The organism is Roseomonas sp. USHLN139 (assembly GCF_037145735.1).
In the GTDB taxonomy this organism is placed as follows: Bacteria; Pseudomonadota; Alphaproteobacteria; order Acetobacterales; family Acetobacteraceae; genus Pseudoroseomonas.
In genome coordinates this window covers 260,588-282,092 of the sequence record NZ_JBBCWY010000006.1, presented here as the reverse complement: position 1 = coordinate 282,092, position 21,505 = coordinate 260,588, and the positions used below count along the sequence as shown (strand labels likewise).

The window sequence follows — 21,505 nt, the reverse complement described above, 5'->3', positions numbered from 1 at the left end:
CGCAGCCCCATGAAGGAGGATGGCGATGCAGCGATGGACGAGAACCCTGGCGACGAGCCTGACGGCGGCGCTGCTCGGCGTCGCCGGGATGGCGGCGGCGCCCGCGGCCCAGGCCGCGACGGCCAGGATCATGACGCTGCCGGCGGCCGCCAGCGAGGCGGGCGGCGTGCAGGAAGTGCGCTATGTCAACCGCTGCCGCCGGGTGATGGTGACGCGGCGCGACCGCCATGGCCGGCACGTCCGCGTGCCGCGCGAGGTCTGCCAGCGCGTCTGGGTCGGGCCGCGCCGCGGGCCGCCGCCGCGCCACGGCTACTGATGCCGATGGCCGGTTGGCGCCGGCGCGCAGCCTCACCCCAGGGGCTGCGCGACCGCGCCACGGCCGGCCCGCTCGATCGCCGGGCGGCTAGCCCGCCTGGCGGCGCTGCCGGTGCAGGGCGGGGACGAAGCCCGGCATCTCGTCCAGCGGGAAGAAGGGGCGGGCCAGGGTGAAGGGCAGCTCCTGCACCCGGTAGGAGGTCATCCCCGGCGTGTCGACGGTGATGCACTCGCCGGTCGCCGCGAAGTTCAGGGTGAAATGATAGCCGGAGCGGGTGACCACCACGCCCATCCGCGCCAGGTCCACCCCCATGGCGCGGAAATAATCGGGATCGAGATAGGAATAGGGCTGGTCGGTCAGCAGCACCTGCACATTGCCGAGGCCGAGCAGGGCATAGCCGCCGAGCCGGGTCCGGTAGCCGGCATCGGCCGGGCCGTCATAGGTGACCTGCGCCTCGGTGCCGAGGCCCAGCACCTCGCCGGTGACCGGCAGCGGCGGCGCCACGGTGGAATGGCGGCCGCCGATCGTCAGGGTGACGCGGGCGCCCTGGCCGGCGGCGTGGCAGGCGCGCACCGCCTCCGGGTCGGTCAGCGGCACGACGGAGGGCGGCAGCTGCGGCCGCGCCAGCAAGGCGCGCAGGACATGGGTGCTGTCGCCCGGGCCGCCGCCGGCCACCCGGTCGCCCTGGTCGCCCAGGATCAGCGGCCGCGGCGTGCCCCGCTCCGCCCGGTCGAGGCAGGAGTCCAGCGAAGGGTAGGTGCCGATCAGTGCCCGGCGCTGCTCCCACAGGCTGCGCGCCAGCTCCAGCGCCAGCGCGTCCGGCGCGGCGCCGTCGCCATAGGCGAGCACCCATTGCCCCAGCCCCGGCACGTCGAGGAACTGCTGCGCGTTGAAGATCGAGACGTCATAGGCGGCGCCGTTCTGCACCGCCGCCCGCGCGCGCGCCTGCAGGCCCTGCAGCGGCGCCTCGTCGGTGCGGTCATGGCCGAGCGTCAGCATCGGCAGGTGCACGGCAGAGAGGGCGGGGCGCAGCCGGCCGGCCAGGATGTCGAGCGCGGCGCGGGTGGCGCGGCGGCCGGTGGCCCCCTGGTCGCCATGCGGATTGGTCAGGTAGCCGGCCAGCAGGTCGCAGGTGTCGAGGATCTCCGGCGTGACATGGGCGTGCAGGTCGAAGGCCGCCGTCATCGGCAGCTCCGGGCCGGTGATGGCGCGCAGCGCCGTCATCAGCGCGCCCTCCGGGTCGTGCAGCGTCGGCGTCAGCATGCCGCCATGCAGCGGCAGCACGATGGCGTCGAAATCGCCGCGCCGCGCCGCGTCGCAGAGGATGTCGCGCATCTCGGCGAAGACCGCGTCATCCACCGGCCCGCCGGACTGGGCGCGGTAGAGCGTCGGCACGATGACCTCGGCCTCCGCCTCGGCGGCGGCGTCCAGGATGCCGCCGAGCAGGGAGTTGCTGCCCCGCGCGCCGGCGATGGCGGCGGCGCCGGACTGGATGTTGAAGCGCTCCCGCCGCGTCGGCACCGGGTTGAAGCTGTGCGATTCCTGCGCGATGCCGCCTGCCAGGATCCGTCTTCTGCCCATGACCCGTCTCCGCTTCCTGTCCCGCATCGGCCCTGCCGCGCCGGGATCGTTCCGGTGCGGCAGGACAGCCCGGCCCGCCGCGCCGCGCAAGCCGGGGCGGCGGCGCTGGCCAGTATCCTGCCCATCCCGCCACCGCGGCGGGGCACGGCGGCGCGCTAGTAGGTGGGCGGGGTGATGGCGCTGACGATCTCGCTGATGCCGGGATCGGCATTGCGGAAGCTGTGCGGCAGGCGGCTGTCGAAATAATAGGCGTCGCCCTGGCGCAGCACCTGGCTGCGGCCCTCCACCGTCACCTCCACCGCGCCGCGGGTGACGATGCCGGCCTCCTCGGCATTGTGCGCGATCATCAGCTCCGTCTCGGCGCCGGGCGCGTAGCGCTCGGCCAGCATCAGCATGCGGCGGTTGGGATAGTCCATGCCGACCAGCCGGTAGGAGATCCGGTCGGCGCGGCCGATCTCGGCCAGTTCCTCGGCCTTGTAGAAGGGCCGGCTGGGCAAGCCGCTCTCCAGATCGGCGAAGAAGGAGGAGAGGGTGGCGCCGAGCGCGGCCAGGATGGCGCCCAGCGTGTCCACCGAGGGGCTCATCCGCTCGCGCTCGATCAGCGAGATGGCCGAATGCGACACCCCCGAGCGCAGCGCCAGCTCCCGCATGCCGAGCCCGCGGCGCTGCCGCAGCGCCCGCAGTTTCGCCCCCACCATGGCCATGCCCGCCCCTCCTGCCGCTCTGCCCCGGCCAGGGTGGCGCCGGTCAGAATGCTCGACAAGGCCCCTCCCCCCGCCCCGGCCAGGCCAGCAGCGGCGGGGCCGTGGCGGCGCGCGGGTGTTGAGTATTCTGACCAACCCGGCCCGCGGCCGCCCTGCGGCGCGGAAACTCTGCCAGACTGCCGGCAAGCGCCGCGCCGACGACGCGGTGGAGGCTGACCGCACCCGGAGGGACCCAGAAATGAGCCTGAGACGCCGCACCCTGATGCTGGCCGCCGCCGCCCTGCCGCTGGCCGGCGCTGGCCTCGCCCGCCCTGCCCTGGCGCAGAACCGGCGCGCCGGCACGCTGCGCCTGGTGCCCTCCACCGACCTCGTCTCGCTCGACCCGGTCTTCTCCACCGCCCTGGTCGCCGTGCAGCATGGCTACCACGTCTTCGACACGCTCTACGGCGTGGACGCGAGGATGCGCCCGCAGCCGCAGATGGCCGAGGGCGCCTCGGTCAGCGATGACGGCCGCGTCTGGAGCATCCGCCTGCGCGAGGGCCTGCGCTTCCACGACGACACGCCGGTGCGCGCCGCCGACTGCGCCGCCAGCCTGGAACGCTGGAGCCGGCGCGACACCTTCGGCCGCGCCTATGGCGCCGCCGTGGACCGCTACGACAGCAGCGACGACCGCGTGCTGCGCATCCACCTCAAGCGCCCCTTCCCGCGCCTGCTGGACGCCATCGGCAAGCCGCATTCCTCGCCCGCCTTCATCATGCCGGAGCGGCTGGCGCGCGCCGCGCCGGACCAGCCCATCACCGAGATGGTCGGCTCCGGCCCCTACCGCTTCCTGGCCGGCGAGCTGGATTCCGGCAACCTGGTCGCCTATGCGCGCTTCGACGGCTACCGGCCGCGCGAGGGCGCCCCGGAATGGACCTCCGGCGGCAAGGTGGCGCATTTCGAGCGCGTCGAGTGGCGCATCATCGCCGACAAGGCCACCGGCGTCGCGGCGCTGCAGCAGGGCGAGGTGGACTGGGTGGAGAACCTGCCCGCCGACCTCGAGCCGCTGGTGGCGCGCAACCGCCAGGTGAAGGTCGAGAACGCCGATCCGCTCGGCACCGAGCTGGTGATGCGCTTCAACCACAGCGTCGCGCCCTTCAACAACCCGGCGCTGCGCCGCTTCGTCATGGCCGTGGTGCAGCAGCCCGACTACCTGGCCACCGTCACCGGCGGCAACGGCCAGGACTGGCGCGAATGCAAGGCGATGTTCCCCTGCACCATCCCGGGCGTCGAGGAGCTGGGGCGCGAGGAATTCGGCAGCCTCGCCGGCGACCCGGCCCGCATGGCCGAGGCGCTGAAGCGCACCGGCTATGCCGGCGAGAAGGTGGTCATCATCAACGCCGCCGACAGCGCCGCCATCGCCCCGCTTGGCCTGGTCACCGCCGACCGGCTGCGCCGCGCCGGGCTGAATGTCGACCTGCAGGACATGGACTGGGGCACGCTGCTGCAGCGCCGCCTCTCCAAGGCGCCCGCCGACCAGGGCGGCTGGGGCATCTACCACAGCACCTGGCCCGGCATCGCCATCGCCAACCCGGTGCTGAACACCACCCTCCGCGGTGAGGGCGCCGGCGGCTGGCCCGGCTGGTACGAGAGCGCCGAGATGGAGCGGCTCACCGCCGAATGGCTCTCGGCCACCGCCGATGCCGAGCGGGAGCGGCTGATGCGCGAGGCGCATGCCCTGGCGCTGCGCGAGGTGCCGAGCCTGCCGCTCGGCATCTACTTCCCCAAGACCGCCTATCGCACCGACCTGCAGGGCGTGCTGGGCGGCTCGGTCCGCTACCCCTGGAATGTCCGCCGCGTCTGACCCGCGCCGCCCCCTGCTGACCAACCGGAACACTGGCATGCCCTTCCCCGATGATTCGCTGACCTTTCTCAAGGCGGCGCGGCGCAACTCCTTCCAGGACAATGACGCGCTGGCCGGCACGGTGAAGGCCGTGCTGGAGGATGTCCGCGCCCGCGGCGACGCGGCGGTGCGCGATTATGGCCGCGCCTTCGACAAGTCCGACCTCGAGCGCTTCGAGGTCAGCGCCGCCGAGCGCGCCGGCACCGTGGCGCGGATGGACCCGGCCGCACGCGCCGATGCCGAATTCGCCATCGCCCGGGTGCGCGACTTCGCCGAGCGGCAGCGCGCCACCCTGCTGCCGCTGGAGGCCGAGGTGCTGCCCGGATTGCATCTCGGCCACCGCGTCATCCCGATCGCGCGGGTCGGCGCCTATGTGCCGGGCGGGCGCTATCCGCTGCTCTCGGCGCCGGTGATGACCATCGTACCGGCGCGCGTCGCCGGCTGCGACGAGGTGGTGGCCTGCCTGCCACCCACCGCGCATCCGGACATGGTGGCGGTCTGCCATCTCTCGGGCGCCGACCGCATCTTCCGCATCGGCGGCGCGCAGGCGATCGCGGCGATGGCCTATGGCACGGAAAGCGTGCCGGCGGTGGACAAGATCTTCGGCCCCGGCAATGCCTATGTGAACGAGGCCAAGCGCCAGGTCTTCGGCACCGTCGGCATCGACCAGCTGGCCGGGCCGAGCGAGATCTATGTGGTGGCCGACGAGACCGGCGATGCGCGGATGATCGCGACCGACCTGCTGGCCCAGGCGGAGCACGACGTGATGACGCGCGTCGGCCTGATCACCACCGACCGCGCCCTGGCCGAGGCCACCATCGCCGAGGTGGAGCGCCAGCTCGCCGACCTCTCCACCGCCGGCGTCGCCGGCCAGGCCTGGCGCGACTATGGCGAGGTGGTGCTCTGCGCCGACGAGGCGGCGATGCTCGCCTGCTCCGACCGCATCGCCGCCGAGCACCTGCAGGTGCACACCCGCGACCCGCAGGCCACGGCGCGGCGGCTGCGCAACTACGGCTCGCTGTTCATCGGGCCGCTGGCCAGCGTGGTCTATTCCGACAAGTGCTGCGGCACCAACCACACGCTGCCGACGCTGGGCGCCGGCCGCTACACCGGCGGGCTGTGGGTCGGTTCCTACCTGAAGGTCTGCACCCACCAGTGGCTGGAGCCGCAGGGCGTCGCCGCGGTGGCCCCGCCGGCGATCCGCCAGAGCGCGCGCGAGGGGCTGGAAGGCCACCGCCGCGCCGCCGCCTTCCGCGTCGAGCAGAACAGCATGACCGCCTGACGCGGGCGCGGGGGGACCGGGGCGCCAGCCCCCGGCCCCCCCCCCCGCTGACGCGGCAGGCCGTCCCTGGCCGGCTATCGGGCGGGTATCCCCGGGACCGCGCGGCCTGCGAGGGCCTGCTGGGCGAGGGCGAGCCGCAGCGCCGTCGGATGGTTGCGGTTCGCCATCACGACCAGCCCGATCCTGCGGCCGGGAATCAGGGCCACAGAGGCCCCGAACCCGTTGGTGGCGCCGGTCCTGGTCAGCAGGCTCTCGGCGGGCGGTGGCCGGGGCGGGTCGAGGCGGATGACCGGGGTTGGCCTCAGCACCATCGTGTCGCCATGGCCGACCAGGAGGTCGTTGTTTGAGACCGCGAGCGGGTACCACTCCCAGATCAGCCCCTGCGTCATCGGTCCGGCCTGGAACTGGCCCGGCTGCGTCGCCGGGAGGGCGCGTCGCAGCGTCGGGCTCACCTCGATCAGCCCGAGATGCGCCTCGACGAAGCGCAGCAGGTCACGCGCCATGGTGCGAAGCCCCTAGGCTTCCGTGGCGAGAGGCGCCATCGAGACCCTGACCGGCCTGCCGTCCCGCGTGTAGCAGCAGCAGAACCGGATGTCGGCGTGTTTTCAACGTCCTTGATGGATACGCGCTCAAGCGGAGCCCCTCCTGCCTCGGAAGGCGGCGTATGCCGGACCTGCCGGCAGGCGACGAACGAGGGCTTTTGCTTCTGACATGAGAAAATCGGGGGGGGGGGCCTGCCATCAGGGGCAGAAGCGCAGCCTCCGGCTGTCGAGGATGGCCGCGCCGACCAGCCCGCCAGCCAGGATGGCGGTTCAACCCGGCGAGGCGCCGCGGCTGCGCCCTCTTCAGGAAGACAAGCTCGGCAATAATATTCGCACACGGGGTGACCTGGTGGCGTGAAGAGGCGCCAAGGAAGGCCGGTTCGGCACAGGGGCCTTGCCACATGGCTTCAAGATACGGACACTGCAACTGCACCTTGAACCAAACGAACATTGGTCTCTAAACATCAAACCCCCGAACCTTTGCTGAACGGAGGGCAGCTTTGATTTGCCCCGCGACAGTAAATTCTCCGTGATGCGCAGCAAGAACATTGGTCCCGAGGTCTTCCACTGGCGAGCCAAGGAGGAGCTGGGAAATTTCGGTGATGCGCTCACCGTCCTGTACCAGACGACCATGCTCGACGATGTGTGCTCCTTTCGCTCGGGGGTCATTCATCTTGTTGGCAGTGTCATTTCCGAAAATAGAATCGAGAAATCCTTCTCGCGCTCCGAGAAATCATCGGGGCGGGGACAGGCCATCTTCTGGGGATGTGGAAAGAAAGACGCCAAATCTCTGCCGCGCAATCTGATCCGTAAATCGATTTTCCTGGGCGTCCGCGGGCCGGGGACGCGTGACGCGCTCGATCTGCCGCGGAATACTCCGATGGGCGACACAGCGCTGCTTTGCCCCCGCTTCTACCGGCCGAAGCCTGATTCCCGAACGCTCGGACGGGTGCTGTGGGTTCCCCATGTGCACCATGCCGCCCTCGATGTCGCGGCACTCGATCCCTCGCCCGCGAGCGTCGTTCTGAGCCCGGCCATCCCCAACACCGCCGAGGCCTGCCAGGGCTTCATCGATGCCATCGCCTCCGCGCGCTTCGTGATGGCCAATGCCATGCATGCGGCCGTGATCGCCCTCGCCTATGGCGTGCCTTTCGCCTTCTGGACCGGCAGCTACGTCAATCATCCCTTCAAATGGCATGACTTCGCTGAAGGGGTCGGGTTCGAGGCCCCCTTCGCCAGCTCGTTCTGCGACGGCATCGCGGCCTATGACCGTTGCCGGCCCGACCGCGCCTTCTCGGCCTGGGATGCTGCCCCGCTGATCTCCGTCTGCCCCTATGGACTCCGGCCGGGGCTATGACGGCAGTCCCGCCACCCCGGGCAGGCGGCGATCTGTCACGGCTGCGGCAGTCGATCGATGCCGCCAGGGCCCTGGGCGACTTTCCCACGGTTGTCGAAGGCATTGAGGCGCTACGCCAGGCCGGTCTGGATCATGGCCTGCCGCCGGCGGAGCTGGCGCGCCTGAGCCACGATCTGGCGCATGCGCTGTATTCCCTGCGCGTCATTCCGAGAGCCTGGCTGGAGGCCGAGCGGCTGCGGACGATGCCCGGGCAGGACAGGAAGCAGCAGGCCCGGTCAGGCCTGCTCGTTGCCCAGATTGCCTTGCTGGCAGGACACCGGCAGCAGGCGGTCGCGGCGCTGGAGCCGTTGCGCGCGCGCCATCCGCGGGACAGCGCGGCGCTGATCAGCCTGGCGCGCATCGCCGCGGCCGATGCGGCGGGGGCCGGTATCGACCTGCTGCGCAGCGGCCTCGCCTCGGACGGCGATGGCCGTGTCGCAGCGGAGCTCAGCGAATGGCTCGGCCGCACGGGTCATGCGGCGGAGGCACTGGCGATCGTGGAGCAGGCCGGCGAAAGCCATGGCTGGTCGCCGGCCCTGCAAGGGGCGCTGTGCAACGCCGCGCTCCGTGCCGGCGACCGCGGGCGCTGGGCGGCGGCGCTGGACGCCCTGCTGGGGGATGCCGGGCTGGTCGGCGCGGCCGAGGAGGGCGGATCACTTGCCGGCTTCCTGAACCTGTACGCCCCGGGCCACACCGGGGCACCGCCCCCGGCCGCCGGCGACGGAACGCCCTCCCCGACGGTCGCCGTCATCATGACCGCCTACAACGCCGAGGCGACGATCGGCTATGCCATCGACAGCGTGCTGTCCCAGCGCCACGGCAACTTCACCCTGGTGGTGGTCGACGACGCCTCCACCGACGGGACGGCCGCCGAGATCGCCCGGCGGGCCGCGCAGGATCACCGCATCCACGTCATCCCGGCGGCCGGGAACCGCGGAACCTTCAGCGGCAAGAACATGGCCCTCGCCGCGGTCGAGGCGGAATTCTACACCTTCCACGATGCCGATGACTGGATGCATCCCGATCGGCTGAGCGACCATCTCGCCTGCATGGCGGCCCATCCCGGCTGCGTGCTGTCGCGGTCCAAGTGGATCCGCATGCAGGGCGACGGCATCCTGGTTTCCGCCGGCAGCCGCCATATTCGCAACAATCCTTCCTCCTTCTTCGTCCGCGCCGAGGTGTTCCGGCGGATCGGCGGCTTCGATCCGGGCCGCTGGGGCGGGGATTCGGAATTCTTCTGGCGGCTGCGCCGCGTCTACGGGGCGGCCGCGACACGGCAGATCGACAAGGTCCTGTCGATCGGGCTGTCGCATCCCGCCAGCCTCACCACGGCCTATCTTCCGACCGATGTCGACGGGCGGTCGGACACGCGCTGGGACTACAACCATCAATGGCTGGGATGGCATCTTTCGGTGCCTGCCGGAGAGACCCTCTTCATGTCCGATCTGCCGCAGGCGCGTCCCTTCCCGCTTCCGTCCGCGCTGGACGAGGCCGCGCAGGGCCGCGCCCTCGTGCTGACCACGGCAACCCCCGACTACGCCCGCACCTGGAACTTCGCCATCGAGGCGCAGCGCCGCTACGCCGAACGCTACGGCCATGCCCACCGCCTCTTCTCCACGCCGGCGCCGGGGATGAACGCGAAATGGAGCAAACTGGATTACGCGCTGAAGGCGCTGCGCCAGGGCTCGCACGTCCTGCTGCTCGACGCCGATGCCGCGCCGACGCCCTTCGCGCCGGACTTCCTGCCGCTGCTGGAGGCGCATCCCGGCAAGGATATCTTCTATGTCGAGGGCAATTCGGGCCGTGCCAACAGCGGCGTCCTGCTCCTGCGCGGCGGTCCTGAAGGCCGGGCCGCGGCCTTCCTCGAAGCCTGCCTGCAGCATCGCCACCAGCCGGTGGACGCGGCGCATTTCGTCACGGCCGAGGGCGAGAACGGCCATGTCATCCAGTTCCTGTCGCGGCCGCCCTTCGCGGATGCGGCCCAGCGCCTGCCCAGGCTCTGGAACTGCAGCCATCCCGAGGGACAGGCGCAGGCCTATATCCGGCACTACACCAACCAGCTCTCGCTCAGTCTCGTCGGACCAGGCCAGGCCTGGCCGGAGCATCCGCCCGTCTTCCTGCTGCCCGCGAAGAGCGACAGCCTCTATCTGCAGCTGCTGACCGGGCCGCTGGCCGGGCGCTATCATCGCTTCTTCAGGGACACCAGCAGCCTGCCCCAGGCCGTGGCCTGGGCGGCCGCGGGCGTGCCGACCCTCCTCCATCTCCATTGGGAAGAGTTCTTCCTGAGGGATCTCGCGACCGCGGCGGCGGCGGCGGAGCGCGCGGCCTCGGTCGGCGCGCTGCTCCTGGCCTATCACCGGGCCGGAGGGCGGATGTTGTGGACGGTGCACAATGAATGGCCGCACCGCGTGCCGCATACCGAAGCCTTCCTGGCGCTCCGCCGCCAGATCGCGCGCCTGGCCGATGTGGTCCTCGTGCATCACCGGGACGCCGTCGACGTCCTGCAGAGCCAGGGCTGCGCCCCGCGCGGGGTGGTCGAGGTGCTGCCGCATCCGAGCTACAGCGGTCTCTATGAGCCGGAAGAGGACACCGTCGCGGCGCTGGAGGCCGGACCTGCGGAGGAGCCTACCATCCTCTGCTTCGGCCGCCTGGAGGCGCGGAAAGGCTTCGAACCGGCCCTGGCCACGCTCGACACCGCCTTCCTGACGGCGGCCGGGGCGCGCCTGCGGATCGCCGGCGAGGGCGCGTACGGCGCCGAGCTCTTCGCCGCGCACGGGCATCGCACGGAGATCGACTGGGACCTCCGCTTCATTCCGCAGGCCGAGGTGGGCGGCCTGTTCCGGCGCGCCGCCTGCCTGGTGCTGCCCTACGAGCAGTTCCTCACCTCCGGCATCGCCCTGCTGGCGCTCACCCTGGGCGCGGTGCTCGTCGCCCCCGAGGCGCCCCCCTTCACCGAGCTCGTCCCGGCCGAGGCGCGGCGCTTCCTCTACCGTCCCGGCGACGCCGGGGATCTGCGGCGCGCCGTCTCCGAGGTGCTGGGCCTGACGCCGGCGGAGCGGCTGGCGCTGCGGCGCGCCGGGCTGCAGGCCGTGCAGGGCCTGCACCCACAGGACATCTCGCGCCGGCTCGGCGAGATCTACGACCGGGAGATCCGCCTGGCGGCGCAGGGCGATCCGGAGCATGCGGCGGCCATGGCGGCCATGGAGCTGGTCAGGCCGCTGCCCGCGCCCGCCGGGCCGCTGCTGGCGGTCTGGCCGGACAAGGCGCTGGTGGCCGAGAACTGGGGCGACAAGCTCAACCCGGTCCTGATCGAGCTGGTCTCCGGCCGGCCGGTGCTGAGCCTGACGCTGGCGGATCCGCAGGAAAGCGCCATGCCGGTCCAGCGCGTCATCGGCAGCGGCCTCAACAATGCGGATGAGCGGCAGGTCGTCTGGGGCTCCGGCTTCATCCGCTCCGACCCGCGCCTGCCGCTCTCGCGCGCCATCCATGCGGTGCGCGGCCCCTGGACGCGCGATCACCTGCTGGAGCATGGCATCGACTGCCCGCCCGTCTATGGCGATGCCGCGCTGCTCCTGCCGCTGTTCTACCGCCCGAAGGTGGAGGCGCGCTACGAGCTCGGCATCATCCAGCACTTCCGCGACGCCGAGAGCGAGCCGCTGCCGCCGGTGCCGCCGGGCATGACGGTCAAGGTGATCGACATCCTGGGCTCGATCACCGGCGTCATCGATGACGTCCTGTCCTGCCGCCAGATCGTCTCCAGCTCGCTGCACGGGCTCATCATCGCCCACGCCTATGGCATCCCGGCCAGCTGGATCAAGTTCGGCGACCGGCCGCTCGGCGACGACTTCAAGTTCCGCGACTACTGGGCCTCGGTCGGCTGGCGCCATGCGGCCCCGATCCTCTGCAGTCCGGACGGCTCGGCGGCCGATCTCGTCGGCGAGCTTACCACGACCCAGCCGCTGCTCTGCCCGCAGGAACTGATCCGCGCCTGTCCCTTCATCGACCGGCAGCGCCGCGAGGCCCTGCTGGAGCGTTGCCGCGCGGTCATGCCGCAGATGCCGCCGGTGCGCTTCCTGGCGCGCGCGCGCGACCCCGTGGAAGCGCCGCTCCCTGTCGCGTCCGGCGACTTCGATGACCGGCTGCCTTGGCTCAGCTTCATCATGCCGGTCGCCGCCGGGGCGGTGGCAGCGGCGGCGGTGCTGCGCGACCTCGCCGGCATGCCGGCGGCGGAGGGGGTCGAGATCCTGGTTGCCGATGCCCGGCAGGAGGCCGACGAGGATCTGCGCGGCCTGGCGCAGAGCCTGGGCGCCAGCTACCTGCATCTTCCGGAGGCCGCCGGCGATGCCTGCGCCGCGGCGGAGGCGGCCGCGGGACGCAGCATCGCGCCGCGGATCGCCATCAGCGCCCCCGGGACCGCCTATCCGCCGGGACTGCTGGCGCAGATCCGGGGCTGGACCGGCGCATTGCCCGACGCGGTCCTGGCGCTGCCCACCGCCCGCCTGCTGGGCGATGTTCCGGCTGGGGCGGCGGCGGCGGCGAGCTGCTGGGACCTGATCAGCGCGCTGGACGCGCGGCCGCTCTGGGAGCCCGGATGCCTCGTGCTGCGACGGGACGCCTTCGCCCGCGCCTATGGCCTGGCGCCGCGATCGGCCTCCGGCTCCGCCTTCTTCTGGCTGATGCTGCGATGCCGGCAGGACGGCCAGCCGGTCGTCTGGCAGGACGAGCGCCTGCTCGAGCTGCGGCAGCTGGTGGCGCAGCCCGAGACGGCCGCCGCACCGCCGGCGCCAGCGGTGCTCTACGGGCCGCATCCGCTGCGCGGCATCGCCACGCCGGTCTCCGTGGTCATCGCGACGCGCAACCGTCAGGCTCTCCTGCGCCAGGCGCTGCGCAGCGTCCAGGAGCAGAGCTTCAGCGACATCGAGATCGTCGTCATCGACGACGGCTCGACCGATGGCACGGCGGAGGTCCTCGCTGCGGTGGATGACCCGCGGCTGCGCGCGGTCAGCCTGGCCGCCCATGGCGGCATCGCCGAAGCCCGCAACCTGGGCAACCGGCTCGCGCGGGGCCGCTACATCGCCGTGCATGACGATGACGATCTGATGCTGCCCCGGCGGCTGGAATGGCAGCTGGCCGCGCTGCAGCCCGGCGATGCCGGAAGCTACGGCGGCTGGATCAACGTCATGCCCCGGGAGGATGGGGGGGATCTCGACTACCGGCCGGGCCTGGCGCCCTTTGGCTTGGGCGAGCTGCTCCTGTCCAGCTCCCTGCAGAACCACCCGACCCTGCTGCTGTCGCGCGAAGTTGCGCTGCGGGTCCCTTATGACCGGCGGCTGGTCGCCGGCTCCGATTTCCAGCTCGTCTCCCGGCTGGCGCTGGCCGGCTACCCGCTCCGCCATTGCGGGAAGTATGTGACCCTGCGGCGTTTCCACGCCGACAACCTGACCCGGCACAAGAGCCATCTGCAGAGCGCCGGATCGCGCCTGATCCGCTCGGCGATCCTCGGGGCCTGTCCGGCCGCGCATGAACAGGCCTTGAAGAAGGCGGCGGCCGCGGCGCGGGCGCCCTCGATCCAGCAGGATGACCTGCCGGCCGAGATCGGGCGGATGCTGGGCCAGGATTATGCCCTGGCGGCGCGCAGCTGGCCCTGCCAGGAGCCAGCGGTGATCGACCGGCTGCGGCAGCAGGGGCCGCCTTGCGCGGTCAGGCTGCGCCGGCAGGGCATGACGATGCATCCCGAGCTGGTGGTGGTCCTCGACCAGGCGCTGCCCCAGCCGGGCGACGCCGGCGCGGCGCTGTCGGCCTGCGGCCTTCCGGGCCCTGGCGAGATCCAGCCGCTCCGCCTGAGGCGCCGCTTCGACGTCACCGCGCCGGCCAGGGCAGCAGCCCTGCACCTGCTGGCGCCGGAGCGTCTGGCGGCGCGCGCTCCGGCCAGCTTCCTCGACAGCTGGATCCTGGACGATCAGCCGGACCGCTATCTCGGGGCCTGGATGGGCGGCAGCGACTGGCCCTCGGGGGCCGCGCCCTTCCTGCCCGTCGACGAGCAGGAGCATGGCTGGCTGATCCTGGACGGCGATGGCCGGGAGGGGGGCTGGCGGCTGCTCTTCGCCCGCGACGGCGAGCAGCGGGATGCCATCCGCCTGGCGCTCCTGGCGGGCCGCTATCCCTCGGCCCGGCTCGGCACCTTCACGCAGGAGCAGCGGTCGTGAAAATCGCCTTCGCCACCGACGACCTGCTGGGCCAGAGCGTGATCGAGGCCAGGGCCGAAGCCAATGATGGCATTCCCGCCGTCCCGCGCCTGTGGGTCGATGGCCGCCTCCGCTGGAACCACCCTTCCCGGACCGCCCTGGCCTGCGTGCTGCTGCTCGATGGCTGCATCAGCCAGTCGATCTCGCTCGATCCCGGCTGCGACCCGGCGATGGCGGCGGCGATCCGCCGCTTCCTCAGGCCGCGCGCCGTGCAGATCGTGTCAGGCGCCACGCCGGCGCTGCCGCCGCCGCCGGCAAGCCGCATGGCGGTCATCGGCAGGGCGCGCGACACCGATGGCGGCTTCGCCCTCCGCCTCGCGCCCGACACCCAGCTTCGCAGCATCGTCGAGCCCGACCGGGCCGTGCTGGCCAGCAACCTTCGCACCCTGCTGAAGCCCGGCCAGCCCGAAGCCTGGCTGGAGCTGGCCCTGGCGGTGCTCTATGCCGGCAATCTCTACATCGATGCGATCAGGGTCGACCGGTCGGATCTTTCCTGGCTCGGCCCCGCGCGATGCCTGGCCTTGACCGAAGCCCTGGCCGAGGCCGGAATCGCCTTGTGCCTCGGCAATCCCGGCGGCGGCGAGGAACCTCGATAGATGCCCTTCTGCAATCTGTGCGGCTGCCGCGAGTTCGCCGATCACAAGAACCGCCGGCAGATCCGCTGCACGTGCTGCGGATCGTTCGACGGGCATCGTCTGTTCGGCCTTCTGGCGCTCCATCTTCTCTCCGCCCGCCACGGCCGTGCGGCCCCTCCCTGCGTGACGCTGCTGTCCGAGCAGGCCGAGAGCGGCCGCCTCATCCAGCAGGTCGCGCCAGCATTCTTCACCATGCGTCCGGCGGCCGATCTGATCGCCGCGGGCGGCTTCGACATCCTGCTGCTGGACAAGGGCGTGGGCTCCTTCGCCCTGGCCCCTGTCGACCTGCTCGCCGCCTGGCGGCGCGGCATCCGCGAGGACGGCCTCATCGCCTTGCCGCTCACCCTGGGCGAGCGCGGCGCGGAGACGACGCCGCAGAACCAGGCGCCCGTGCTCCACAAGGCGCCGGCCCAGCTCAACGGCCAGGCGGCGCTGGAGTGGCTGCAGAAGCTTCCTGGCTGGCGGCTCCGCATCTGGGATCCGCACGAGCATTTCGAGGCCGAGACCGCCGGCGAAATGGGATTGCGGTACCGGCCCTCCGTCGCCCCCGTCCTGCTCCTCTCGCCGGTCGCGAAAGGCAAGGCTGTGCCAGCATGACGGCGCCAGGCCCGCGGGGCGGTTGATTGCCCCGCTGGCAGCGGCCAGCTCCATGGCAGGGATCAAGGCCGTGCCGACCGGCTGCCCCGCGCCCTGTGAGCGTCGCAGCGGCTGGTCCAAACGGTGGTTTGACCAAACGTCATGGCACCCCGCCTTCAGCGGCCGGCGTCAAGAAGGCGATCCGCCGCGCGCAGCGACAGCGCCATGATGGTCAGGGCCGGATTGGCGGCCAGCGCGCTGGGAAAGATCGAATTGTCGCAGAGGCGCAGATTGGGGATGTCGAAGCTGCGGCCATCGGCGTCGACCACGGCCTCGTCGCCGTTCAGGCCCATGCGGCAGGTGCCGATGGTATGCGCCGAGCGTTGCAGCGAAAAAATGTCCTGCGCGCCGGCCGCCGCCCAGATGTCGCTCATCACCTGCCGGGCATGCCGGTCGATCGCCTGCTCATTGGCGTGGTAGGTGAAATCGATGCGCGCCTTGCGGTGGCCGGAGGCATCGGTCTCCTCCGCCAGCGTCAGGCGGTTGTCGGGATGCGGCAGGCATTCGCCATTGATGCCGATCCCGGCCATGCGGTTGTAGTGGCGCAGCGTCGACTGCAGCGGGGCGCCCCACAACCCGGCGCCCCGCGCCAGGCCGGTGGCCAGGTTGACCGGCAGCACGCCCAGGCTCTGCATCAGGTAGCCGCCGACATGGCCGGCCGCCTCGGGCCGCATCATCGCCTCGCTGATCAGCGAGGACGGATAGCCACGGTTCATCCGCATCCCGGCGTCGAAGCGGCCCCAGACCTGGGTGGCGACATGCGCCATGAAGTTCCGCCCGACCTGGCCGCTGGAATTGGCGAGGCCGAGATTGAGCAGCAGCCGCGGCGTCTCGATGCCGCCGGCGCAGAGGAAGACGGTGGCGCAACGCTGGCGCTGCTCCCGCCCGTCCTGCCGGTAGACGACGCCGGCGATGCGTCCCTGTCCGTCGAACTCGAAATCCACCACCCGGCAGCCGGCGCGGATGCGGGCGCCGTGCGCCGCCGCCAGCGGCAGGAAGGTGGTGTCCATGCTGGTCTTCGCGCCGTTGCGGCAGCCCTGGTGGCAGGTGCCGCAATGGACGCAGGCCTGGCGCTGCCCCCAATGCGGCTGCGCGTGATCGCGGGAGACCAGCGCCGCCGGCGCATCGGCCACCGCGATGCCGAGCGCGGCGCAGCCGCGCGCCATGGCCTCGGCCGGGGCGTTGCGGGGAACCGGCGGATAGGCGAAGCGGCGGCCCGGGTCCCAGGGGTAGTCGGCCGGGCCGGAGACGCCGATGAAACGCTCGACCTCCTCGACATAGCGCAGCAGCTCGGCAGGCGGGATCGGCCAGTCCTGGCCCTCGCCGGTCAATTGCCGCAGCCGCAGGTCGCGCGCATCGGGACGCGGGCAGAAGGCGCCCCAGTGCAGTGTCGAGCCGCCGAGGCCCATGCCGGAATTGTTGGCGCCGAAGGCGGTGGGGTTGTCGCCGCCGCTCAGCCGCTCCTCCATCCAGTAGAGATCGGCGGCGACCTCGTCGGCGACATGCTCCTCGGGGCGGAAGGCACGCCCGGCCTCCAGCACCACCACCGACAGCCCGGCCGCGGCCAGCCGGGCGGCGAGGGGCGCACCGCCGGCGCCGCTGCCGATGACGACGACGTCGGCGGTATCCTGCACGCTGGTCATGCCCCGGTCTCCGCCGCCTGCCAGGCTTCCGGCTGGTCCGCCCCGGTGCGGGCATAGCCCTGCTTGCGCGGGCCGTCGCCGCCGACGGCGAAGCCGTCATAGCCGATCATCGCCATGGTCGCCGGCAGCGACACCCAGAGCCGCGCCATGGTCGCGCGCACATCCTCGAACCACAGCCGCATCTGCGCCGGCGACAGCGCATCGGCGCCGTCGGCCATGCCGGCCTCGCCCGCCGCGATCCGCTGCAGCCAGGCCGCCTGGGCGTCACGGTCGAGCGCGGCGAAGCCGCCGGCCAGCGCGTCCAGCGTGGCGATGCCGCGCCGCCAGGCCTCGCCATCGGGCGGCAGTCCGGCGAAGCGCCAGCCATCGCCGGCGCCTCCGGCGATCTCTTGCTCGAGGCGGCGCAGCAGATCGTCATCGCCGGCACAATCGGGCAGCACCTGCGCGAGCAGGGCCGCGACCACCGCGCGCTGCGGCGGCGTCCAGGCCAGTGCGCCCTCCTGCCCGGCGGCCGGAACCGGCCGGCTGCGCGCCAGCATCGCCGCCCGGGTGCGGCGGCTGACCCGGTCGGACCCCAGCAGCGCCGCGAAGCCGGCGGGCAGCATCGAGTCAGCGGTTGTCGTCGCGAAGGCCGCGATCAGCGCCGCCAGCCTTTCGGGCTGCTCATAGGGGATCAGATGCGCCGCCCCCTCCATCACCCGCATCTCGCCCTGCGGGTAGTGCGGCAGGTTCAGCCGGCGCTGCGCCGCCTCGCCCAGATCGCCATCCTCGGCGCCGGCCAGGATCAGCGCCGGCATGGCGATGCGGCCGACCGCGTCGCGCCAGTCCTCGCGGCTGCCGCGCTCCAGCCAGCCCAGCCAGGCCTCGCGGCTGGACCGGCGGACATCGCCGATCGCCTGGTCGCGCAGCAGCGGCGGCAGCGGCCGGGCCGTGTTGGCATCGACGAAGGCGGCCGCCTCGGCCGGCGTCGGTGCGCCGCGCGCGAACCAGCCGATCATCTCCACCCGCCGCGCTTCCGCCATCGGCTCCGGCGCCGGCGGCGAGGCGGCGACCAGGACGACGCCGAGGATGCCGGCCAGCCCCGCCTCGCCCGCCGCGGCGCGCGACGCCACGATGGTCGCGACCTTGCCGCCCATGCTGTGCCCGACCAGCAGGCAGGCGGTCAGCCGGTGGCGGCGGATCTCGTCGGCCAGCCCGTCCGCCATGGTGGCCAGATCGGCATGGCCGGCCGCGGCCCGCTCGCCGAAGCCCGGCAGGTCGAGCGCGAGGCAGGGCAGCCCCGGCAGCGCCGCGCGGACCAGCGACCATTCCCCGGCACTGGCGCCGAGCGAATGCAGGAAGACCAGGGTCGGCTGCGCCATGGGGTCTCGCGGGGGCTGGGGGGCGGGAGGCGGCAGAGGGCGGTCCATCAGCAGGGGTCCTGCTGCGTCAGCACGTGCAGCGCCATGACATGGGCCAGATGCGACAGGCCCTGCGGCAGATTGCCCAGGAAGGCGCCGCTGGCGGGGTCGGCCATCTCGGTCATGATGCCGACGCCGCGGTCGAGCGCCGTGGTGAGCGCCGCCAGGGCGGCCTCGGCGCGGTCGCGCTGGCCGAGCAGGGCGCGCGCCTCGATCATCCAGAAGCTGCAGGCGAGGAAACAGCCTTCCTCCCGCGCCATGCCGCTGTAGCGGTAGTGATAGGGCCCGGCGCCGAGCTCGGCATCGATGGCGTCCAGCGTCTTCTCCAGCCGGTCGCGGCCGTCGAAGCCGAAGCGCACGGCCAGCGCCAGCGAGGCATCGAGCGCCTCGCTGCCGGCGTAGAAGGTGAAGGCCTGCTTCTCCTCCGACCAGCAATGCGCCTCGATCCAGGCGGCGACGCGGTCGCGCTCGCGCGACCAGCGGTCGCGGCAGGTGGTGGGCAGCTGGCCCTGGTCGGCCAGCTCGACCGCGCGCGCCAGCGCCTGCCAGCAGCTGATCTTCGACATGGTGTAGTGCTGCGGCGTCTCCAGCTCCCAGATGCCGGCATCCTTCTTCCGCCAGGCATCGGCGCATTGGTCGGCCAGGTGCGACAGCAGCTCGGCGCTGGAGGGATCGAGGATATTGCCGCAGGCCACGAAGCGCGACGCGGTCTCGAAGATGTCGCCATAGATGCCGTGCTGGTGCTGCGTGGTGGCCAGGTTGCCGACATGCACTGGCGTCGAGCGCCGGTAGCCCGGCACGTCGATCACCGTCAGCTCCGGGGCGCGTGCGCCGCCCAGCGTGTAGCAGACGCGGGCATCATGCTCGCGCAGGCGCTTCAGCAGCCAGGTGAAGGCCGCCTTCGCCTCGGCCCGCGCGCCGGCGGTCAGGAAGGCCTTGATGGTATAGCCGGCGTCGCGCACCCAGGCGTAGCGGTAGTCGTAGTTCTTGCCGCCGCCGATGCCCTCCGGCAGCGAGGTGGTGGCCGCGGCGGCAATGGCGCCGGAGGGCGAGAACAGCAGCAGCTTCAGCGCCAGGATGCTGCGGATGAAGGCCTCGCGGTGGTCGCCGTCATAGGCGACGCGGTCCGACCAGTCGCGCCATTCCTGGTCGGACAGGTCGATGCGCTCGTCGATCTTGGCGATCGGATCGACGACCAGCGGCTCGCCCTCGCCGACGATCAGCGCCAGCACCTCGCGCTGCCCCTGGGAGACGGTCAGCCAGCCGCAGACGCCATCATCCTCCTGCTCGCCGGCGAAGCCGTCGGAATGCAGCAGCAGGCCCAGCACCGTGCCGACATGGAAGACGGCGTGCTGGCCGATCTTCGAGCGGTAGGGGCTGGCGCCATTGGCGCGTCGGCCCGGCCGCATCTCGACGGCGAAGGCCACCGTGCCGTCGAGCCCCTCGACGCGGCGCGCCAGCTCGCCCCAGGGCAGCCGGCCGGCGGTGCCGCTGTTCATCGATTCGGTCAGCCGCGCGCGTCCCCGCGCGGTGGTGAAGACGGTCTCCAGCACGTTGCTGCCGGGCCGGTAGCGCCGTTCCACGGTGAAGGGCTCGACCGGCGTCAGACAGAACCGCCCGCCTTCCTCCGGGTCCAGCAGCCGGTCGAACAAGGGCGGCGAGTCCAGATTGGGCACGCACCACCAGTCGATCGATCCATCGGCGCCCGACAGGGCGACCGAGCGGCCGTCGCCGAGCGCGCCGTAATCCTCGAGCGCCAGGTAGCCGTCGATCCGCTGCCCGCCGGCCTCAGGCGCAGAGGGGCTGGGGTGCAATCCAGGAGAGCCCGCCATGCTCATCGGCAGGGCGCCAGCGCGGCACGATCGCGGGGTGCCGACCGCCACCCTCGGGAGGCAGACGCCGAGGCGGGCCAAGGCCCTTCCAGGGCGCCATGCTGTCGCAGCAGGATCGGCGCAGCGAAAGCCGGCTGCTTCCTCTTCGCCCTCGCATCACGGTACATGCCAGATCGTCTCTCCGACACGCACAGAACTTGCGGAAGCGCAGCGCCCATGGGTGTTGCGCTGTAACGGACCTAATATAGGTTAGTTTCGCCGTCCTGCCCCGGCTGGATGCGGCCCGCTGCGCGCCTGCCGATCGCCGGCTTCCCGGCCCTCGGCATCGCCGGGGGCATCCCGGACAAGCCCCGCGCCCCGCCCTCATCGTGGCGGGGTGCAGGAGGCCGGCGCTATCCGGCCGCGAAATCGCGGGCGGCTTGCAGGAACGCGCTGAAGGCCGCCGAAGGGTTCTTCCGGCCCGGATAATAGAGGGCCAGCGGTGCCAGATCGGGCGTCCAGTCCTCCAGCACGCGCACCAGCCGCCCGGCCGCGATGTCATCGCGCACCTCCGGCTCCATGACATAGCCCAGGCCATGGCCATTCTGCGCCGCGATCCTGACCAGGCTCGGCTCGTCGAGGGTGAGCGGGCCCTGCACCTCGATCTGGACGGCGTTCCCCTCCTTCTCGAAGCGCCAGCGGAACAGCGAATGGTTGGGCAGCCGCGCCCGGATGCAGCGGAACCGGTGGAGATCGCCCGGCGTGGTTGGACGGCCATGCCGGCGCAGGAAGTCCGGCGAGGCGACGACCGCATTGCTGCGCCGCAGGCCCAGCGGCAGGGCGATCATGTCGCTCGGCACCAGATCGGCCGGCCTCAGGCCCAGATCGAAGCCGGCGGCCACGATGTCGACCAGCTGGCCCTCGGTCACCAGGTCGACATGCACCTGGGGATGGCGTTGCAGGAATGCGAGGATGAGGGGCGCCATCACCTCCCGCGCCGCCGAGGCGAAGGCATTGATCCGCAAGGTGCCGGCCGGCGTCTGCTGCAGCGATTGCGCGCCGAGGATGGCCTGCTGGATATCGGTCATCGCCGGGGCGACCCGCTCGACGAACGTCCTGCCCGCATCGGTCAGCGCGACGCTTCGCGTCGTGCGGTTGAACAGCCGGATGCCCAGCCGCTGCTCAAGCCTGGCGATGGCGTTGCTCAGGGCGGTCGTCGACATGCCGAGTTCCAGGGCGGCCGCCCGGAACGAGCCCCGGCGGGCGATGCCGAGGACGGCCTCCAGTTCCACAAGGAAGGATCGGGTCATTATCCCTGTTCTCGCAACACCTCATCCTGTTTTGTCCCGCTTATCGCGTCAACCGGAGCGCCTTACCGTCATGCTCGTCGATCGGGGGATCCGATCGGGACCCCCGGCCCGTCCAGGCTGAA

14 protein-coding genes are annotated in these 21,505 nt (G+C 72.0%); 7 read left to right on the top strand and 7 right to left on the bottom strand.

Features of this window, described 5'->3' with window-relative positions; translation table 11 throughout:
* The first annotated feature begins 25 nt into the window (after positions 1-25).
* A complete protein-coding gene (locus WFI16_RS17990; RefSeq protein ID WP_419899221.1) occupies positions 26-316 on the top strand; it encodes a hypothetical protein in 291 nt (96 codons plus the stop codon).
* Between the two features lie 87 nt (positions 317-403).
* On the opposite strand, the gene WFI16_RS17985 is transcribed toward WFI16_RS17990, so the two are convergent.
* Positions 404-1,897, bottom strand: coding sequence for a M81 family metallopeptidase (locus tag WFI16_RS17985; RefSeq protein WP_419899220.1), 1,494 nt, complete (start codon positions 1,895-1,897; stop codon positions 404-406).
* Between the two features lie 155 nt (positions 1,898-2,052).
* Positions 2,053-2,601, bottom strand: coding sequence for a cupin domain-containing protein (locus WFI16_RS17980; protein WP_419899219.1), 549 nt, complete (start codon positions 2,599-2,601; stop codon positions 2,053-2,055).
* 238 nt (positions 2,602-2,839) lie between these two features.
* Between WFI16_RS17980 and WFI16_RS17975 the strand changes: the two genes are divergently transcribed.
* Positions 2,840-4,444, top strand: coding sequence for an ABC transporter substrate-binding protein (locus WFI16_RS17975; RefSeq protein ID WP_419899218.1), 1,605 nt, complete (start codon positions 2,840-2,842; stop codon positions 4,442-4,444).
* Between the two features lie 37 nt (positions 4,445-4,481).
* Positions 4,482-5,765: a histidinol dehydrogenase gene (gene hisD / locus WFI16_RS17970; RefSeq protein WP_419899217.1), complete on the top strand. Its 1,284-nt coding sequence runs from the start codon at positions 4,482-4,484 to the stop codon at positions 5,763-5,765.
* Positions 5,766-5,839: 74 nt separating this feature from the next.
* Here hisD and WFI16_RS17965 read toward each other — a convergent pair whose 3' ends face one another.
* Positions 5,840-6,268 carry a serine hydrolase gene (locus WFI16_RS17965; RefSeq protein ID WP_419899216.1) on the bottom strand — a complete coding sequence of 143 codons (429 nt, stop codon included), beginning with the start codon at positions 6,266-6,268 and terminating at the stop codon, positions 5,840-5,842.
* Positions 6,269-6,839: 571 nt separating this feature from the next.
* On the opposite strand from WFI16_RS17965, the gene WFI16_RS17960 reads away from it, so the two are divergent.
* Genes WFI16_RS17960 through WFI16_RS17945 form a run of 4 tightly spaced genes read left to right on the top strand, consistent with a single transcriptional unit; the run spans position 6,840 to position 15,180 of the window.
* Positions 6,840-7,664, top strand: a complete 825-nt coding sequence (locus WFI16_RS17960) for a polysaccharide pyruvyl transferase family protein (RefSeq protein ID WP_419899215.1) — start codon at positions 6,840-6,842, stop codon at positions 7,662-7,664.
* Positions 7,661-13,909: a glycosyltransferase gene (locus WFI16_RS17955; protein ID WP_419899214.1), complete on the top strand. Its 6,249-nt coding sequence runs from the start codon at positions 7,661-7,663 to the stop codon at positions 13,907-13,909. Before WFI16_RS17960 ends, WFI16_RS17955 begins: the two co-directional genes overlap by 4 nt.
* Positions 13,906-14,544 carry a hypothetical protein gene (locus tag WFI16_RS17950; protein ID WP_419899213.1) on the top strand — a complete coding sequence of 213 codons (639 nt, stop codon included), beginning with the start codon at positions 13,906-13,908 and terminating at the stop codon, positions 14,542-14,544. Before WFI16_RS17955 ends, WFI16_RS17950 begins: the two co-directional genes overlap by 4 nt.
* Entirely contained in the window at positions 14,545-15,180 is a 636-nt protein-coding gene (locus tag WFI16_RS17945; protein ID WP_419899212.1) for a hypothetical protein, read from the top strand.
* Positions 15,181-15,335: 155 nt separating this feature from the next.
* Here the strand turns inward: WFI16_RS17945 and WFI16_RS17940 are convergent, their stop codons facing one another.
* The 4 genes from WFI16_RS17940 to WFI16_RS17925 form a co-directional block, all read right to left on the bottom strand.
* Positions 15,336-16,862: a GMC family oxidoreductase gene (locus WFI16_RS17940; protein ID WP_419899211.1), complete on the bottom strand. Its 1,527-nt coding sequence runs from the start codon at positions 16,860-16,862 to the stop codon at positions 15,336-15,338.
* Positions 16,859-18,223: an alpha/beta hydrolase gene (locus tag WFI16_RS17935; protein ID WP_419899210.1), complete on the bottom strand. Its 1,365-nt coding sequence runs from the start codon at positions 18,221-18,223 to the stop codon at positions 16,859-16,861. Before WFI16_RS17935 ends, WFI16_RS17940 begins: the two co-directional genes overlap by 4 nt.
* Positions 18,224-18,270: 47 nt before the next feature.
* On the bottom strand, positions 18,271-20,100 hold the full coding sequence (locus tag WFI16_RS17930; protein WP_419899209.1) for a glycoside hydrolase family 15 protein: 1,830 nt from the start codon (positions 20,098-20,100) through the stop codon (positions 18,271-18,273).
* A gap of 386 nt (positions 20,101-20,486) precedes the next feature.
* Positions 20,487-21,383 carry a LysR family transcriptional regulator gene (locus tag WFI16_RS17925; RefSeq protein ID WP_419899208.1) on the bottom strand — a complete coding sequence of 299 codons (897 nt, stop codon included), beginning with the start codon at positions 21,381-21,383 and terminating at the stop codon, positions 20,487-20,489.
* Between the last annotated feature and the right edge of the window lie 122 nt (positions 21,384-21,505).

Bases quoted from the DNA above. Each gene is read 5' to 3' on its own strand.
- WFI16_RS17990 (WP_419899221.1), top strand. From the start codon at position 26: ATGCAGCGATGGACGAGAACCCTGGCGACGAGCCTGACGGCGGCGCTG.
- WFI16_RS17985 (WP_419899220.1), bottom strand. From the start codon at position 1,897: ATGGGCAGAAGACGGATCCTGGCAGGCGGCATCGCGCAGGAATCGCAC.
- WFI16_RS17980 (WP_419899219.1), bottom strand. From the start codon at position 2,601: ATGGCCATGGTGGGGGCGAAACTGCGGGCGCTGCGGCAGCGCCGCGGG.
- WFI16_RS17975 (WP_419899218.1), top strand. From the start codon at position 2,840: ATGAGCCTGAGACGCCGCACCCTGATGCTGGCCGCCGCCGCCCTGCCG.
- hisD (WP_419899217.1), top strand. From the start codon at position 4,482: ATGCCCTTCCCCGATGATTCGCTGACCTTTCTCAAGGCGGCGCGGCGC.
- WFI16_RS17965 (WP_419899216.1), bottom strand. From the start codon at position 6,268: ATGGCGCGTGACCTGCTGCGCTTCGTCGAGGCGCATCTCGGGCTGATC.
- WFI16_RS17960 (WP_419899215.1), top strand. From the start codon at position 6,840: ATGCGCAGCAAGAACATTGGTCCCGAGGTCTTCCACTGGCGAGCCAAG.
- WFI16_RS17955 (WP_419899214.1), top strand. From the start codon at position 7,661: ATGACGGCAGTCCCGCCACCCCGGGCAGGCGGCGATCTGTCACGGCTG.
- WFI16_RS17945 (WP_419899212.1), top strand. From the start codon at position 14,545: ATGCCCTTCTGCAATCTGTGCGGCTGCCGCGAGTTCGCCGATCACAAG.
- WFI16_RS17940 (WP_419899211.1), bottom strand. From the start codon at position 16,862: ATGACCAGCGTGCAGGATACCGCCGACGTCGTCGTCATCGGCAGCGGC.
- WFI16_RS17935 (WP_419899210.1), bottom strand. From the start codon at position 18,223: ATGGCGCAGCCGACCCTGGTCTTCCTGCATTCGCTCGGCGCCAGTGCC.
- WFI16_RS17930 (WP_419899209.1), bottom strand. From the start codon at position 20,100: ATGAGCATGGCGGGCTCTCCTGGATTGCACCCCAGCCCCTCTGCGCCT.
- WFI16_RS17925 (WP_419899208.1), bottom strand. From the start codon at position 21,383: ATGACCCGATCCTTCCTTGTGGAACTGGAGGCCGTCCTCGGCATCGCC.